This window comes from Streptomyces sp. SID5643 (genome assembly GCF_009872555.1).
Lineage (GTDB): Bacteria > Actinomycetota > Actinomycetes > Streptomycetales > Streptomycetaceae > Streptomyces > Streptomyces iakyrus.
In genome coordinates this window covers 1-15,972 of record NZ_WWIC01000307.1, presented here as the reverse complement: position 1 = coordinate 15,972, position 15,972 = coordinate 1, and the positions used below count along the sequence as shown (strand labels likewise).

The 15,972-nt window shown below is 68.9% G+C and carries 15 protein-coding genes and 1 pseudogene; 11 read left to right on the top strand and 5 right to left on the bottom strand.

What is annotated here, in order from left to right; translation table 11 throughout:
* Window positions 1-10 precede the first annotated feature (10 nt).
* Both GTY56_RS33415 and GTY56_RS33410 read right to left on the bottom strand, forming a co-directional pair.
* Window positions 11-828, bottom strand: a protein-coding gene (locus tag GTY56_RS33415) for an IS5 family transposase (RefSeq protein ID WP_161369021.1) whose coding sequence is annotated in 2 segments (ribosomal slippage) — window positions 11-486 and window positions 486-828 — 819 coding nt in all. Because the reading frame shifts where the segments join, the coding sequence is not laid out codon by codon here.
* Window positions 829-938: 110 nt separating this feature from the next.
* Window positions 939-1,406 (bottom strand): hypothetical protein, encoded by a 468-nt coding sequence (locus GTY56_RS33410; protein ID WP_161369020.1) that lies wholly within the window; start codon window positions 1,404-1,406, stop codon window positions 939-941.
* A gap of 104 nt (window positions 1,407-1,510) precedes the next feature.
* Between GTY56_RS33410 and GTY56_RS33405 the strand changes: the two are divergent.
* The 11 genes and pseudogenes from GTY56_RS33405 to GTY56_RS33355 form a co-directional block, all read left to right on the top strand.
* Window positions 1,511-2,317 (top strand): annotated as a pseudogene (locus GTY56_RS33405) (sensor histidine kinase); the annotation flags it as partial.
* Between the two features lie 674 nt (window positions 2,318-2,991).
* Complete coding sequence (locus tag GTY56_RS33400; RefSeq protein WP_161369023.1) at window positions 2,992-3,876, top strand: LysR family transcriptional regulator; 885 nt, start codon at window positions 2,992-2,994, stop codon at window positions 3,874-3,876.
* Window positions 3,877-3,949: 73 nt separating this feature from the next.
* A complete protein-coding gene (locus tag GTY56_RS33395; protein WP_161369019.1) occupies window positions 3,950-5,008 on the top strand; it encodes a tartrate dehydrogenase in 1,059 nt (352 codons plus the stop codon).
* A 107-nt stretch (window positions 5,009-5,115) separates the two neighbouring features.
* Window positions 5,116-6,252 carry an N-methyl-L-tryptophan oxidase gene (solA, locus tag GTY56_RS33390; protein WP_161369018.1) on the top strand — a complete coding sequence of 379 codons (1,137 nt, stop codon included), beginning with the start codon at window positions 5,116-5,118 and terminating at the stop codon, window positions 6,250-6,252.
* Window positions 6,253-6,364: 112 nt separating this feature from the next.
* Window positions 6,365-7,045, top strand: a complete 681-nt coding sequence (locus tag GTY56_RS33385; RefSeq protein ID WP_161369017.1) for a haloacid dehalogenase type II — start codon at window positions 6,365-6,367, stop codon at window positions 7,043-7,045.
* Between the two features lie 392 nt (window positions 7,046-7,437).
* Window positions 7,438-8,544 (top strand): ABC transporter substrate-binding protein, encoded by a 1,107-nt coding sequence (locus tag GTY56_RS33380; RefSeq protein ID WP_161369016.1) that lies wholly within the window; start codon window positions 7,438-7,440, stop codon window positions 8,542-8,544.
* The gene (locus tag GTY56_RS33375) at window positions 8,537-9,676 is read left to right on the top strand and encodes an ATP-binding cassette domain-containing protein (RefSeq protein WP_161369015.1); all 1,140 of its coding nucleotides are present in this window, start codon (window positions 8,537-8,539) and stop codon (window positions 9,674-9,676) included. Before GTY56_RS33380 ends, GTY56_RS33375 begins: the two co-directional genes overlap by 8 nt.
* Window positions 9,677-9,679: 3 nt before the next feature.
* A complete protein-coding gene (locus GTY56_RS33370; RefSeq protein WP_161369014.1) occupies window positions 9,680-10,576 on the top strand; it encodes an ABC transporter permease in 897 nt (298 codons plus the stop codon).
* Window positions 10,576-11,439 carry an ABC transporter permease gene (locus GTY56_RS33365; protein WP_237525149.1) on the top strand — a complete coding sequence of 288 codons (864 nt, stop codon included), beginning with the start codon at window positions 10,576-10,578 and terminating at the stop codon, window positions 11,437-11,439. The genes GTY56_RS33370 and GTY56_RS33365 overlap by 1 nt, the downstream gene beginning before the upstream one ends.
* A gap of 350 nt (window positions 11,440-11,789) precedes the next feature.
* Entirely contained in the window at window positions 11,790-13,070 is a 1,281-nt protein-coding gene (locus GTY56_RS33360; protein WP_161369013.1) for an NAD(P)/FAD-dependent oxidoreductase, read from the top strand.
* Window positions 13,071-13,326: 256 nt separating this feature from the next.
* On the top strand, window positions 13,327-13,680 hold the full coding sequence (locus GTY56_RS33355) for a cupin domain-containing protein (protein WP_161369012.1): 354 nt from the start codon (window positions 13,327-13,329) through the stop codon (window positions 13,678-13,680).
* Between the two features lie 567 nt (window positions 13,681-14,247).
* On the opposite strand, the gene GTY56_RS33350 is transcribed toward GTY56_RS33355, so the two are convergent.
* The 3 genes from GTY56_RS33350 to GTY56_RS33340 all read right to left on the bottom strand — a co-directional run.
* Window positions 14,248-14,397: a hypothetical protein gene (locus GTY56_RS33350; protein ID WP_161369011.1), complete on the bottom strand. Its 150-nt coding sequence runs from the start codon at window positions 14,395-14,397 to the stop codon at window positions 14,248-14,250.
* Window positions 14,394-14,738 (bottom strand): hypothetical protein, encoded by a 345-nt coding sequence (locus tag GTY56_RS33345; RefSeq protein ID WP_161369010.1) that lies wholly within the window; start codon window positions 14,736-14,738, stop codon window positions 14,394-14,396. The genes GTY56_RS33350 and GTY56_RS33345 overlap by 4 nt, the downstream gene beginning before the upstream one ends.
* A gap of 541 nt (window positions 14,739-15,279) precedes the next feature.
* Window positions 15,280-15,972 (bottom strand): aldehyde dehydrogenase family protein (locus GTY56_RS33340; RefSeq protein ID WP_161369009.1); only part of this gene is annotated, 693 nt, incomplete at its 5' end.

Below are 15,972 nucleotides of genomic sequence, written 5' to 3'. Positions count from 1 at the left end.
AGACCGTGTCCTACGTGGTGAGGCGGACGAGTCGCTTGTAGCAGCAGAGAGCGGCTGCGAGTCCGAGGAAGGCCAGGTAGTTGCGGGGATCGCGTTCGTAGCGAGGGCTCAGGCGTCGGTAGCCGGAGAGCCAGGACATCGTCCGCTCGATGACCCAGCGGCGGCGCCCTAATCGTTCGCTGGATTCGACGCCTTTGCGGGCGATGCGTACTCCGATTCGCTTCCATCGGAGCCATCTGCGCAGGTCGGCGCGGTCGTAGGCTTTGTCTGCGTGGAGGCGCTGGGGCTTGAAGTACCGGCCGCGATGAGGGTCGTGTCTCGTTTGGTGACCCTCGATCATGGGCTTCAGCCCTTCGCTGTCGTGGACGTTGCCAGCCGAGACGCCGACGAGAAGGGGCAGTCCGTTCGCGTCCGACAGGATGTGCATCTTGGAACCCGGCTTGCCCCGGTCCACGGGGCTCGGACCTGTGTGTTCGCCCCCTTTTTAGCCCTGACATGGGCGGTGTCGAGGACGACCCGGGTGACGTCGATGAGGCCGGAGTCATCGAGCTGGTTCAGGACCGCTTCGTGCAGGCGGCCCCAGACGCCGGCTCTCGACCAGATCAGGAACCGGCGGTGGGCGGTCGACTTCGATATCCCGAAGCAGGGCGGCAGTTGGCGCCAGGCGCATCCGCTGACCAGGATGTAGATGATGGCCGCGAAGAGCGTCTCATCAGGTGTGTCCTGCGTTCCGCCGCCCTGCGGCCGCACCTTCGACGGCGGGATCAGCGGCTTCGCGATCTCCCATAGCCCGTCCGGAACAATCCAACTCCACGTACTCCGCCCCATGAACGGCTCAACGTCCGCCTCACCACGTAGGACACGGTCTAAGAGGTCGTTTCTTTTGGTGTGCGGGAGAGCTGGCTGCTGGTGAGTGGTGGGCGTGGCCGTGGCTGGTGTCACGGCGTGTGTGGGAAGGCTGTTCCAGCCAGAGTCTTTGCGGCGAGGCGTACAGCGTTCTCCCAGGCCCGGACCTCTTCGGGGGACATGAAGTCGTGGTGGTACTCCAGGCCCACGGCCGCCACGAACTCCCGCTCAGGATCTGTCAACGCCTCGATCCCCTGCCAGACTCGATCTGCGGCCCTCTTCGGTGACAAGGCACCGGCGGTCAGCTCTGTCGCCATGTAATGCAGGAGGCAGCGTTCAGCGGTCTCGCAGTCCGGGATCTGGATCCCGAACTCCTCCATGGTGTGCCCGAAGAGCTGGCGGATCTCTGCTGGGTGCTCGCACTGGGAACGGCCGGCCAGGTCGCGCAGTGAAGGAGAGTCGTGGCCAGCAGCCAGTAGGTGGGCCGCCAACATGGGCAGGTCTTCCTCGCAGATGAGGTTCGCCGCGTACTTCCAGGCGATGGTGGCTGGCTCGTCCATGAGCGAATCCTGACCGAGGGGAACACCCCTGACCAGTGAGTTATCGGATCCGTGTGAGGCGCCGATGGCCGATGAGGAGGGCCGGCCGCCACCGATGGGTGGTCGAGCGAACTGAGGCACGGCTGCGCAGGTTCGTCGCGGACGCCGGGCACGAACTGCGCACTCCGCTCACCGCCATCCAGGGCTACGCCCAGCTCGCGCTGCGTCCGGAGCAGCGCCCGGAGCAGGAGCTGCGGGAGGCCAACCGGATCATCGCGCAGAACGCGGAGCGCATGAGCCTCCTCGTCGATGACCTCCATCTGCTCGCCACCCTGGACCGCGAACCCTCCTACCGCAAAGAACGGGTCGACCTGCTCTCGCTCGCGGCGGACGCGGTGAGCGCGGCCGCCGTCCACAGCCACTCCCACCCCGTCGACCTCGGCCCGCTGCCCACTCCGGCAGATCCGGACGGCACCGAGGAACTCGACGTGACCGAGACCGTCGGCGACCCGCGCCGACTGGGCCAGATCCTGGAGAACCTGCTGTCCAACGCCCGCATCCACACCCCGCCGGGCACCCGTGTCGACGTACGGGTGGGCACGACAGAGACCGGACCCGGAACCGGCGGCACCGACCGGCCGGGACGCACCTCGGCCTCGCTGCCGCTCCCGGAGCGCCTCTCGGTCAGCGTGATCGAGGTGGCGGACGAAGGACCGGGCCTCGCCCCCGTCGACGCCGAGCACGTCTTCGAGCGCTTCTACCGGGCCGACCCCGCCCGTTCCCGCAGCCACGGCGGGAGCGGCCTCGGCCTCGCCATCGCCGCGGCCATCGCCCAGGGCCACGGCGGCCGTCTCGAACTCGACACCGTCCCGGGCGAGGGCTGCACCTTCCGCCTGGTCCTCCCCGCAGCTGACTTCGGGCAGGGCCGTTGATGAGTCGAGCCTCTCTCAACGGCACGGGAGCCTCGTGCGTTGCGGGAGGCCGACCTGTCACCCGATCAGGGCCACGCTGAAAGAGCTCAATGAATGCGTGCCCGCCATCACGGGGGGGAGAGGCCCGACCGTCAGCGTGCCATTCAAGCAGGTCGGCTCACGGCCTCGATCCGGAATCAGTCACTGAGAGGGGGATGTTGCGAAAATGGCCCCACCTCTTCGGGGAGGGGCCGACGGAAAAGGACCCGCGCCACGGGCACCTCGCCGGCGGCCTACGCCACGCGCCACGCGCCGGACCGGGTCATCCCGAGCCGTGAGCTGCGTGACCTGCTGGGGGCCCGGGCGCATTTCGGGGCCGACGTCGCAGCGTTCGTGACGACCACGCGGTTCAGCCGCGAGTCCGGGAAATTCGTTGGTCAGAACGACATCCTCGGCGTCCATCGTGACCATTTCGGCATGCGCACCAACGGAACGCCCCTCGTCTTTGTGGGCGCCGTCAACGGCCGGGGACAGGGCGTGGCGCGGCATCGGGCCCGCTTCCAGCGGGCCCGATGCCGCGCCACGCCTGGGGCGGGCAGGAGGTCGCCCATACTTCGTCGATGCGGTCCTTCACGTCACCATGGTCGGGACCGATCGAGTCGTCGGTTGATTTCCTTCTGGGGCAGAGGGCGCGTATGGACATTCGGCAGCTGGAGTACTTCCTTGCGATCGTTGATCGTGGGGGGTTCAACCGTGCGGCGTCGGCTCTGTACGTGTCGCAGCCGTCGCTGTCGCAGGCCGTGCGGGCGCTGGAGCGTGATCTGGGCTCGGAGCTGTTCCATCGCATCGGGCGCAGGGCCGTGCTGACGGAGGCGGGAAGGGCGCTGATCGAGCCGGCCCGGGAGGCCGTGCGGAGTCTGGAGACGGCGCGGGCGAGTGTGGCGGCGGTGCATGAGCTGCGTGAGGGGCGCCTGGATGTGGCGGCGATGCCGTCGCAGGCGGTGGAGCCGCTGACGAGCATGGTCAGTGCCTTCAGCCGCCGTTATCCCGGCGTTTCCGTGGCGATCAACGCGGCGTTCAGGTCGCGCGATGTGATCGACATGGTGCGCACGGGTGCGGTGGAGCTGGGGCTCCTGGCGTCCGCCGGTCCTGTTTCCGGTAAGGAGGTCGTCTCCCATGCGCTGGGGCGGCAGCGTTTTGTGCTGGTGGTGCCGGCCGACGGCCCGTTCGCCGGCCGGAGGGCGGTTCAGGCCCGGGAGCTTGCGGGACAGCGGCTGATCGTCGGGCAGTCGGGTACCGGGATGCGTGCCTACGTCGACGCGCTGCGGGAGCAGGGCATCGAGTTCGCCGTCGCCGTCGAGACCGAGCACCGGGTCTCGCTCATGCCCTTGGTGCTGGCCGGGGTGGGTCTGGCGGTGGTCACGGATTCCTGGCGGGACCTCGCCGGCCGGCTGGGCGCCCGTGTCCTGGACATCGAGCCGGAGAACACCTTGGACATCGCCCTCGTCGCCCGCTGCGGCATCCTCTCGCCCGCGGCCGCAGCGTTCGTCACGGCCGCGACCTCGGCCACCGACAGGTGATAGGCCCCGCTTATAAGGCAGATCCGCTTTGCGTCTTGGACGCCCCACGGACCACCCTGCTGCAATCGACGCCATGACGACGAACCACCGGATCGCCCTGATCCCGGGCGACGGCATCGGCGCCGAGGTACTGCCCCCAGCACAGCAGGTGCTCGATGTTCTCGGCCGCCGCCACGGCTTCAGCCTGTCCTACACCTCGTACGACTGGGGTTGCGAGCGGTACCTGCGCCAGGGCGCCATGATGCCCGCCGACGGGATCGACCAGCTGCGCGAGGCGGACGCGATCCTGCTGGGCGCGGTGGGATACCCCGGGGTGCCCGACCATGTCTCGCTGTGGGGGCTGCTGATCCCGATCCGGCGCAGCTTCCGCCAGTACGTCAACCTCCGGCCCATCCGTGTCTTCGAAGGCATCGACAGCCCGGTGCGCGGCGCACGGCCGGGCGAGGTCGATGTCGTCGTCGTGCGCGAGAACATGGAAGGCGAGTACAGCGAGGTCGGCGGCCGGCTCAACAGCGGCTTCCCGGACGAGATCGCCGTGCAGGAGGCCGTGTTCACCCGGGCCGGCGTCACACGCCTGCTGGACTACGCCTTCACGCTCGCCTCCCGGCGCGGTGGCCGCCTGACCTCCGCGACCAAGTCGAACGGCATCATCCACACCATGCCGTTCTGGGACCAGCTCGTCACCGAGCGGGCCGCCTCGTTCCCGCAGGTCGCCTGGGACCAGGAGCACATCGACGCGCTCGCGGCCAAGTTCGTCCTCGAGCCTGCCCGCTTCGACGTCGTCGTCGCCTCCAACCTCTTCGGTGACATCCTCAGCGACCTCGCGGCCGCCGTCGCCGGATCCATCGGCATCGCCCCGGCGGCCAACCTCAACCCCGAGCGGGACTTCCCCTCGATGTTCGAGCCGGTGCACGGCTCCGCACCCGACATCGCGGGGAAGGGCATCGCCAACCCGCTGGGCGCGATCTGGTCCGCGGCCATGATGCTCGACCACCTCGGCCATCCGGCCGCGGCCAGGGACATCACGGACGCGATCGCCGCGGTCCTGGCCAAGACCGATGTCCGCACCCGTGACCTCGGCGGATGCGCGACCACCGCCGAGTTCACCGACAAGCTGATCGAGCTCCTCTGAGCCATTTCCCCCTGCCTCAAAGTGGCACACGGCGTTGACCTGCAGGTTTCCCGGGCTGATAGTGAACGCCACTCTCACGGGACGAACCGGATGAAAGGAGCGACCTCATGAGCATCCCCAAGCGCGTCGCCGTGATCGGCGCCGGCAGCATGGGCAGCCAGGCCATGTGGCGACTGGCAGCCCGCGGAGCCGAGGTCATCGGCTACGACCGGTACGCACCGGGTCACGACCGCGGCGCGGCCGGGGGCGAGAGCCGCATCTACCGAGCCGCCCACCTCGGCGAGCCCGGGTACGTTCCGCTGCTGCGGCTCGCGGACCGGATGTGGGAGCAGCTCCAGGCGGAGACCGGCCGGCCGCTGCTACGCCGCAGCGGCAGCCTCGTGATGGGGGAGACCGCCTCACCGTCCATGCGCCTTCTCCTTTCCACCAGCGCCGCCCAGGGGCTGGATCACGAGGTGCTGGACCGGGAGGAACTCGCCCGCCGCTATCCCCAGCACCGGCTCCCGGACGGACACACCGCCGTCCTCGACCGGTTGGGCGCCGTCATCAGACCCGAGGCGTCCATCCAGGCCGCCGCCGCCCGCGCCGAACAGCTGGGAGCCCGGCTGCACCGCTACACCACGGTGCGCGAGGTCGTCCCCGCGGCGGGCGGCGGGGTGCGGGTCGTCACCGACCAGGGCACGGACCACGTGGACGCCGCCGTGGTGACCGTGGGCCCGTGGATCAACACCCTGCTCCCGGACCTCCCCCAGGCCGTCGACATCCGCCGGGTGATCTGCTCCTGGCACCTGCCCACCCGGCACGACTGGTTCGCGGGCGGCGCCCCTTCCTTCGTGCGCGCCGCACCCCACGACTGCTTCGGGATCCCGTCGCCTGACGGCATCTCCGTCAAGCTCGGTCTCTCCTTCAAATACCATGCGGCCGTGCCCGAGCCCGAACGGCTCGACCGTACGGTCCGCCCCGAGGAGCTCGGCATCTTCCGCGAGCTCATCGGTGAACTCATGCCCGACCTGAACCCCGACCCCATCAGGATGTCGGCCTACATGGAGGGCTACACCAAGTCCGGGAACCCGCTCGTCGGCCATCTCCCCGGCGAGGACGACATCATCGTCCTGGCCGGCTTCTCCGGCAGCGGCTTCAAGTTCTCGCCCGCGATGGGCGAGATCGCCGCCGACCTGGCGCTCGACGGCACCACCGAGCACCCCGTCGACTTCCTCGCTCCGGCAGGAGTCGGCGCCGCCTGACCCCCGGCGAACGTCGACGGCATCACCCCACCCTGCTACCTCGTCATGAGCATGCCTGAAAGCAGTTGTCGCCCGTAATCAGTTCCCCCAACCAAGAAAGTGGAGCACTTCCATGCCCATTCCCTCGTTCCGGTTCCGCCCGAAGTACGTCTCGTTCGACTGCTACGGCACGTTGATCGAGTGGCCGATGGCCCCCATCACACGTGAACTCGTCGGCGACCAGATCCCGGCCGAGCACTGGCAGCAGTTCGTCAAGGAGTTCCGCGGCTACCGCTACGACCAGGTCCGCGGCGAGTACTACCCCTACGAGCAGGTACTGCAGGACTCCTTCGAGCGGGTCTGCCGCAAGTGGGGCATCAAGGCGGCCCCGGACGCCGGCAAGCGGTTCGCCGACGGCGTGCGCAGCTGGGGCCCGCACGCGGATGTGCCGGAACCGCTCAAGAAGATGGGCGAGAACTACAAGCTGGTGATCCTCTCCAACGCCGGTGACGCCTTCCTCGAGGAGAGCGTGCCCCGGCTCGGGGCGGACTTCCACGCGGTCTTCACCGCGGAGCAGGCCGGCTACTACAAGCCCCGCTACGCCGCGTTCGAGTACATGCTCGACCAGCTCGACGCCTCCCCCGAGGACTTCGTGCACGTCTCCTCGCACACCCGCTACGACCTGATGCCGATGCACGACATGGGCTTCCGCAACCTCGTCCTCCTGGACCGCGGCTGCGACCCCATAACCCACGGATACGACTACGTGACGGTGAAGTCCCTGGACGAGCTCAACACCATGCTCGGCATCTGACCTGCGACGCACACCGTCCCGCACCGACACCTCGAAGAACCCGCAGTCCAGGCCGGCGACGCCCGCGTAGAACCCGAAGTACCGGGTTGAGGGCGACATCCCGCACCGCATCATCGCCCCGGCCGGCAGCGACGAACACACGGTCCCCGCCCTGGCCGGCCGGGGGCAGATCCCCCACGGCATGCACGGCCTCACCGCCCCCGAGCGGGACTGGCCGCCCTGGCCCTCCCGTGGGACCCCGCCACGGCCACGCGCCCAACCCTGCGGCCCACAGACCAGGGCGTCGATTCCGGCGAGGCGGATCACCACCCCCCCAGACCCAGCTCCGGCTGCCGCTTTCCACGTCCCCAGCCGCTCCCCTTCTCGCGGCCGGCACCACCAGGAGGCACACCATGAAAGACACCCGAATAGACCGCAGACTGTTCCTGAGAGGAATAGGCGGGGTCACGGCGGGCGTCGCCGCCGCGACCGCCCTCAGCGCCTGCGGTACCGGCACCAGCCGGTCCGCCACGGGCGGCGGCAAGGGCGGCGGCAAGACGGTGGTCGTCCGTGACAGCGGCGGTTCCTACGGGGCCGCACTGCAGAAGGCGATCTACACGCCGTTCACGCAGGAGACCGGCATCAGCGTCAAGGTGCTCAACCTGGACAACGCCCCGCTGCTGGCCCAGATCAAGCAGGGCCGGCCGCAGTGCGACCTCATCAACGACGCGATGGTGTCGCACACCAAGTACGCCAAGCAGGACGCGCTGGAGGCGCTGGACCTCGACCGGCTCAAGAGCGTGAAGAGCGCGAAGATCCCCGAGAACCAGATCACCGAGCATGCCATCGGCCACAGCTTCTACGGCCAGTGCATCGCCTACCGCACCGACGCCTTCGGCGGAAACAAGCCCCAGTCGTGGGCGGACTTCTTCGACGCCAAGGCGTTCAAGGGCGGCCGTGCGATGTGCAGCCCGGACGGTGACCTGCCGGAGCTGGAGTTCGCGCTGCTGGCCGACGGCGTCCCGATGGACAAGCTGTACCCGCTCGATGTGGACCGCGCCTTCAAGGCGCTGACCCGGCTGCGGCCGGACATCAAGAAGTACTGGGACAGCGGCCCGCTGCCCGGCGTGCTGCTCAGCCGCCAGGAAGTGACGATGTCCACCGTCTGGGACGGCCGGATCGCCGACCTGCAGAAGCAGGGCCTCCCGGTGGAGCGGCAGCTCAACGGCATGCGCCGCCAGTTCTCGGGCTACGCCATCGCCAAGGGCGCGGCCAACGTGGACAACGCCTACAAGCTGATGGACTTCGCTCTGCGCGCCGAGAGCCAGGCCGCGCTGGCCAAGGCATTCCCCTCGAACCCGTCGTCCCCGCTGGCCTACGCCAAGCTCAGCGAGGACGAGCGCAACGCACTCGCCGGCGCGCCCAAGTACTACGACAAGGGTTTCGACGCGGACGTCGACTGGTGGCTGAAGAACGAAGCCGCCGTCACCAAGCGCTGGCTGGAGTGGGCTCGTGGCTGAATTCGGTATCGCCACACCGTCCGTCAAGGTGGCCGGCAACAAGCCGGCCACCGCGACCGGCAAAGCGCTGTCGGTAGTGGCCCTGCGCAAGACCTACGGCGACGTCGTCGCCGTCGACGAGGCGTCGATGGAGATCGCGGCGGGGGAGTTCGTCACCTTCCTCGGCTCGTCCGGGTCGGGCAAGACCACGACGCTGATGATGATCGCCGGGTTCTGCGAACCCGACTCCGGCACCATCACCGTCGGCGGTCGGGACGTCACCCGCCTCGCCCCGCAGAAGCGAAACCTCGGTTTCGTCTTCCAGCAGTACCTGCTCTTCCCGCACATGACCGTGCAGGAGAACGTCGCCTTCCCGCTCACGCTGCGCGGTGTGCCGAAGGACGAGATCCGCCGCCGGGTGGGGGAGACGCTGGAGATCGCGGGCCTGTCCGGGTTCGGCAACCGTAAGCCGCGTGAGCTGTCCGGTGGCCAGCAGCAGCGCGTCGCCCTGTGCCGGGCGCTGGTCTACCGCCCGCCGGTCATCCTGATGGACGAACCGCTGGGCGCGCTGGACAAGAAGCTGCGCGACCAGCTCCAGGTGGAGATCAAGACGATCCAGCAGGAACTGGGCCTGACCGTCATCTATGTGACGCACGATCAGGAAGAGGCGCTGGTCATGTCGGACCGTATCGCGGTCATGCGCAACGGCCTGATCGAGCAGTTCGACACCCCCCGCGAGCTGTTCGAACGGCCGAGGACGCCGTTCGTGGCGGACTTCCTCGGCGCGGCGAACTTCCTGCCCGGCCGGGTGGACAAGCACGACGGCGAGCACACCCTGGTCCGACTCGAAGCCAGTGGCGGCCTGCTCAAAGCCCGCCGCCACCAGCTGGCCCCCGGCACGCAGGTGAAGGTCGCGGTGCAGCCGGGCCGGCTGCGGGCCTGCGCCGCCGATGACGGGTTCTGTACCGGCATGGTCGAGATGGCCACCTACGTCGGCACCCTGGTCCGCGCCGGAGTGCGGATCGACGGAGGCCAGGGACCGCTGCTGCGCCTGGAGGTCCCCGCCGGCCGCGGGCCGGTGGCCGGTGAGCGGGTCGGGATCACCGCCGACCCCGACGACATCAACCTCTTCCCCGAAGAAAAGGCGGGGTGAGCCATGGCAGCCACCCTCACCGCAGGCGCGCCCGCCCGCCCCCGCAAGCTCCTCGCATCACGCCGGATCCGGGTTGGGATCCTCTACGCCCTGCCGGTCGTCGTCTACCTGCTGGTGCTGTTCGTCTACCCGATCTTCAGCACCCTGCTGCTCAGCCTGCAGGACGCCGACGGCTCCTTCACCTTGCACTGGTACGCCGACGCCCTGACCGGTGTGAACCTCTCCGTCCTGATCACCACCCTGCGGATCTCCGCCGAAACAGCCGTACTCAGCCTGGCCTTCGGGTTCCTGCTGGCCCAGGCGGTCACCCGGCTCAAGCCCATCCTGGCGGGCCTTGCCATGCTGGTCGTGGTCGTCCCGCACTTCATCAGCGCCTTGGTACGCACCTACGGCTGGATCATCATGCTCGGCGAAAAGGGCCTGGTGAACGAGACCCTGACCGCCATGTCGGTCCCCGGTGCGCCGTTCCAGCTGCTCTACAACGAGCTCGGCGTGGTCATCGGCACCACCTCGATGATGCTCCCCTACACAGTGCTGCTGCTGTACGGGGTGATGCGCGGTGTGGACCGGCGGCTTCTGGCGGCCGCGTCCAGCATGGGCGCCGGCCGGGTGACCATCTTCCGCCGGGTGTATCTGCCGCTCATCGCCCCCGGCCTGGCCAGTGCGGGACTGCTCAGCTTCATCCTGTCGCTGGGCTACTACATCACCCCGGCCCTGATGGGCGGCCCGAACCAGACGATGATCGCCACCCTCATCAACCAGCAGGTCACCAAGGAGAACCAGTGGAACGGGGCCGCCGCACAGGGCGTCATCCTGCTGCTGCTCACCTTCGCCGGACTGCTGCTGGTCAAGGCCGTCAGCTCCCTGGGCGCCAGCCGTAAGAAGAGGAGCGCGTCCTGATGGAACTGCGCAGCACCCTTGTCGGGCGGATCGTCCTGACCGCGGTCGCCACCGTGATCCTGCTGTTCCTGGCGCTGCCGATCGTCGTCATCCTCGTCACCTCCTTCAGCAACAACGCCTTCGCGGCGTTCCCGCCCGAGGCGTGGACGCTGAACTGGTACAAGGCCCTGTTCGCCGACGGCAGCAAATGGCCCGCCGCCATGTCCCTGTCCGCCCTGGTCGCCGCCCTGAGCACCCTCTTCTCCCTCATCATCGCGGTGACCGCGGCCACCGCCCTGGTCCGCAGCGAACTCCCCCTGCGCTCCGCGGTGTTCGCCCTGGTCCTCGGACCGCTGCTCATCCCGCAGATCGTCACCGCGCTCGGCCTGTTCCTGCTGTTCGAACCGGCCGCGATGCTGGGCAGCCCCATCGCCATCGCGCTCGGCCACACCGTGCTCGCCTCACCCATCGCGGTGCTGATCCTGATCGCGACCCTGCGCGGCATCGACGAACGCCTCGAGGACGCAGCCGCCAGCATGGGCGCCGGCCGCCTCACCATCGCCCGGCGCATCACCTTCCCCCTGGCCGCGCCGGGCATGATCGCAGCCGCGATCTTCTCCTTCATCACCAGCTTCGACGAGTTCTACATCTCCCAGTTCCTCTCCTCCGTCGACACCGTCACCCTGCCGGTGCGGGTCTACAACTCGCTCACCTTCGAGATCGACCCCAGCGTGACCGCGGTCAGCGCGCTCCTCACCGCCTTCGCGATCGTCGCCCTCGGCCTGGTGGCCCTGGTCCGCTGGATCGGCTCCGGACGGCAGGGCTCCCTGCTCTCGGTCGAGAACACGGCAGGGGTCGCCAACCCGGGAGGCGAGACGGTATGACCGCCGCCGCCACCGCTCAGCGGCACCTGCTGCACATGACCGCCAACGGCTCGCTCGGCCCGGAAGGCGAGGACCTCCTCGCCGTCCGGCGGGGGAGGGCCCCCACGCCGAGGATGCCGACGGCAGGCGCTACATCGACGGCCTGTGGGGGCCGGCCCGCGTCGGCCTGGCCGTCGACCTGATCCCGCGCCGACTGCACGAGGCCGGTCTCCTCGCCCGCGTCCGCAACCGCTTTGTGCCGCTGCTCGGATCGAGCCGCCGCTGATCAGCGACCGCAGCCCCGTCGCCGGACTTCTGGTGGTGCCCGGCCGCGTTCCGCCCTCCTTCGAAACTCCCGCTAAGGACCCGACATGAAGACGATTCCCTACTGGATAGATACCGCTGGGGCGTTTCCCGACCGGTCCGGCAAGCCGCTGACCGAGGACACCGACCTGGTGGTCGTCGGCGCCGGCCTGACGGGTCTGTCCACCGCCCTGCACTCCGCCCGCAAGGGCGCCCGTGTCACCCTCGTCGAGAAGGGCCAGATCGGCTCCGGTGCCTCCGCCCGCAACGGCGGCATGGCCAACCTGGGCTTCACCATCGGCGTGGGCCAGGCCATCCGCCGGTACGGCCTCGAGCGGGCCCGCGAGATCTACAACTCCTACGGCGAGGCCGTGGACACCGTCGAGCGGCTCGTGAACGAGGAGTCCATCGACTGCCAGTTCCGTCGCGTCGGACGCCTGGGCGTCGCCTCCCGCCCCGCGCACTTCGAGAGCAAGAAGACCCAACAGCGTGACCTGGCGAAGTACTTCGGACACGAGACCACGCTGATCGGCAAGTCCGAGCTGCGTTCCGAGATCGGCTCCGACGCCTACCACGGCGGCCTGCTCGACCCGTTCAGCGCCGCACTGCACGTCGGCCGCTTCGTGCGCGGGATGGCCGAGGCGTGCGAGCGCACCGGTGTCGAGATCCACGAGCGCAACGCGGCCATCGGCGTGCGGCGTACCGCCGCCGGCCGGTTCGAGGTCAGCACCGAGCGCGGTGTGATCCGTGCCGGGCAGGTCATGATGGCCACCGACGCCTACACCGACAAGAACTTCCCCTGGCTGCGCCGCCAGCAGGTCTGCGTGGGCAGCTTCATCATCGTCACCGAGCCGCTCGGCGAGGAACTCGCCCGGGACATCATCCCCAAGGCCCGCCTCATCGTCGACTCCAACAAGGTCTGCCACTACTTCCGGCTCACCCCGGACAACCGGCTGCTGTTCGGCGGCCGCGCCCGCTTCGCACCGTCCGACCCCACCTCGGACAAGAAGAGCGGACAGGTTCTGTTCCGTGAGATGTGCGAGATCTTCCCCCAGCTCTCCCGCACGGAGATCGAGTACGTGTGGGGCGGCTCCGTCGGCTTCGCCATGGACCGCATCGTGCACGCCGGGCAGAGTGAGGACGGCGTCTACTACTCCATGGGATACGCCGGCCACGGCGTGCAGATGGCCACCCACATGGGCCACGTCATGGCCGAGGTGATGGACGGGCACCCCGAGGTCAGCCCCGTCCGCGACATCGCCCCGCCCCGCATCCCCCTCTACAACGGCACCGCCTGGTTCCTGCCCTTCGCGGGCGCCTACTACAAGACGCTGGACCGCATCCGCTGACCGGTCGACAGCCGGCCTGGGCAGCATCGGAAGCCAAGGAGGTCCTCGCCGCCGACCGCGCCTGGCCCAACTGCCCAGCCACAAGGGCCTGTTGCCCGCCGAGAGGCTCACCGGCCTGCTGCGCGCCGTGACCGTGGAGCGCAGCCGTCAGGCCCTGGTCCCAGATGCACGTTGAGCCTGGCCGAACTCGACCCGGTGACGCTTGGTATGTCCGTTCTCGATTCGCATCGCTCCCGAAACCAACAGAGGAAAAAGCATGTCGCTCCTGAAGACCATCGACACCGATCCCTCCTTCGCTCCCAGCGAGTCCGGCCCGCTGCCGGAACGCCTGATCTCCGGCGACCCGACTTACAAGACCTGGGCCCAGGACACCGCCCGTGAGGGAACGATCAACACGGGTGTCTGGGAGGCGACGCCCGGCGAGACGCGCTCGATCAAGGGTGAGACCTTCGAGTTCTGCCACATCCTTTCCGGCGTCGTCGAACTCACGCCGGAAGGCGGCGAGCCGGTGATCTACAAGGCAGGCGACAGCTTTGTCATGAAGCCGGGCTACGTCGGTGTCTGGAAGACCATCGAAACCGTGCGCAAGATCTACCTGACCGTGTCGTAACGCCGACGCCGCAGGGCACGATCGGCGTCGGGACCTCTCGCGAGGGCAACCTGCCCAGCAGACACATGCCCTCGATGCCCTGAGAACCACGCTGTGGCAGAAATGCGGCTCAGCGACGGGGTATATGGCGATGGGACCGGCGGCTGCCGCCGGTCCCATCCGTACTGCTCGGCGTCGCCGCGTGGAAAGCAGGCGGGCGCACCAAGAGGCCCAGATCGAAGAGGCCCTCCGTGCGCCCGCGGCCCGCAGGCGTGGGCGGCGAAGCGCACCGCCAGTTCTCCAGCGCCTCGCGCAGGCGGCAGCGGAACGTGGCGGCCGGCTCGACGGCATGGTCCGGCCGAGCGTGCGAAGCACCGTAAGGGCAACGGTGCGCACCACGAGCAGAAAGCCACCGGCAGCTTCGATCCTGGTGATCTCCCTGCACAGGATCCATCCGCGACGGACAAGCGTGGAGAACCGCATCCGATCAGGCGCGAGAAGCGTTCGGCCATATCCGCGGTGGACCATAGAGAAGAGCGAAGCCAGCCGAATCCCAGTCGGCCAGCCGGTCAGATCGCGCAAGGCCGGTCAACTCGGCGACCTGGTAAGAAACCATGTCGCCGCGGGTCCCTTGATCTCGTAAACCTTGCCGTCCTGCCGCAGCACGGCCGTCCGCACCTTCGCCGGCAGCAGCGCGATGGCCTGCTCGTCCGTGGCGTTGACGGCCCAGCCGGTCACCCAGCGCACCCGCCGCCGGCTCGGGGACAGCTGTCGGAGATGATCGAGCAGGGCGTGGCTTTAAGGCCGCGCCGTCCGATCCGTACCAGCAGCTTCGGCCACAGCGGCAGCGGGAGCTGCCGAAACGCCGAGGCCAGGACCGCCTGGTGGTCGGTAACGTCGCTGGGCGGTGCGGTGCCCGGCCGCAGCAGCATGGCGACGCACTCACGGGTGTCGGCCACCCGCGCACTCAGCGGCATGTGACCGAAGCTGCCCGCCGCGTCTTCCTTGCGGCTGGTGCAGGTGACGACGGTCGCGTCCAGGTCCAGGACGTACCGGTTGGCCGGCTCGCGGCCGCACACGAGATCCAGGGGAAGCCGCCGGGTCGCAGGGCGAGCAGCATCCACACCACGCGGCGTATCGCGGCGCGGGCGCGCTCGATCCGGGCCCGCGACGGGGGCGTCGATCGCCGCCAGAGCACGGCGCGAAGTGCTCTTTGAGACCGGTCGGCTGAACACCGCCCGCCAGTGGTACTGGAGTTGCTCGGCTGCGAAGTGTTCGTCGCACCGGGCACGATTGCGCAGGCGAGCTGGACCAGCGCCGTGCCCCGGTCCCGCCGGTCCGGCGCGGTGCCCCTCGGCAACGCCGCGTTCAGCGCAGTTGCCAGGCCGACGCGGGTGGCAACCTTCCGCAGCAGCACCACGCCCGCGTGCCCGATCAGCTTCCCGCCGTCGGCCCCCAGGGCAAGCCGGTGATCCCAGCCGGTACTCCTCACCCGTTGGGTGCCTCTTCCTCGCGGTCTTCTTGATCTAGACAGTCCAGATCATCGCAGGTGGGAGGCACCCTCTGACAATCCTCCGGTCGCGCCACTGCTCAGAGAGTCGAGCTCGGCGCGCATGGGGATTAATGCACCACGTCGCTGATGTGGTTGATGCAGACGACCTTGGGCTGGGTCATGTCCTCGAAGGCGAAGCGCACGCCTTCGCGGCCCATGCTGCCGTACTTGTAGCCGCCGAAGGGCATGGCGTCGAGGCGGTAGTCGGAGGAGTCGTTGATCATGACGCCGCCTGCTTCCAGATGCCGGGCGGCGGTCAGGGCGCGGTCCAGGCGGGAGGTGAAGATGCCGGCGTGGAGGCTGTAGTCGATGGCGTTGGCCTGTTCGATGGCGTCCTCGAAGGATGTGAAGGGCTGCAGTACGACGACGGGGGCGAACACCTCTTCCTGCCAGATCGAGCAGGTCGGCGGGACGTCTTCGAGGACGGCCGGCGTGTAGAGGGCGCCGGTGGCGGTGTTGCCGCACAGCAGCCTCGCGCCTTCGGCCACTGCGGTGTCGACTTTGGCCCGGGTGGCGGCCGCGGCCTGCTGGGTGATCATGGGGCCGACGTCGGTGCGCTCGTCGAGGGGGTCGCCGGCGCGCAGCAGTTTGGTGCGGGCGACGAAGGCGTCGCGGAAGCGCTCGTAGACCTGGGCGGCGATGAGGATGCGCTGGGTGCCGATGCAGTTCTGGCCGGCTGCCCAGAACGCGCCGGAGACGCAGGAGGTGACGGCCTCGTCGAGGTCGGCGTCGTCCATGACGATGACCGGGGCGTTGCCGCC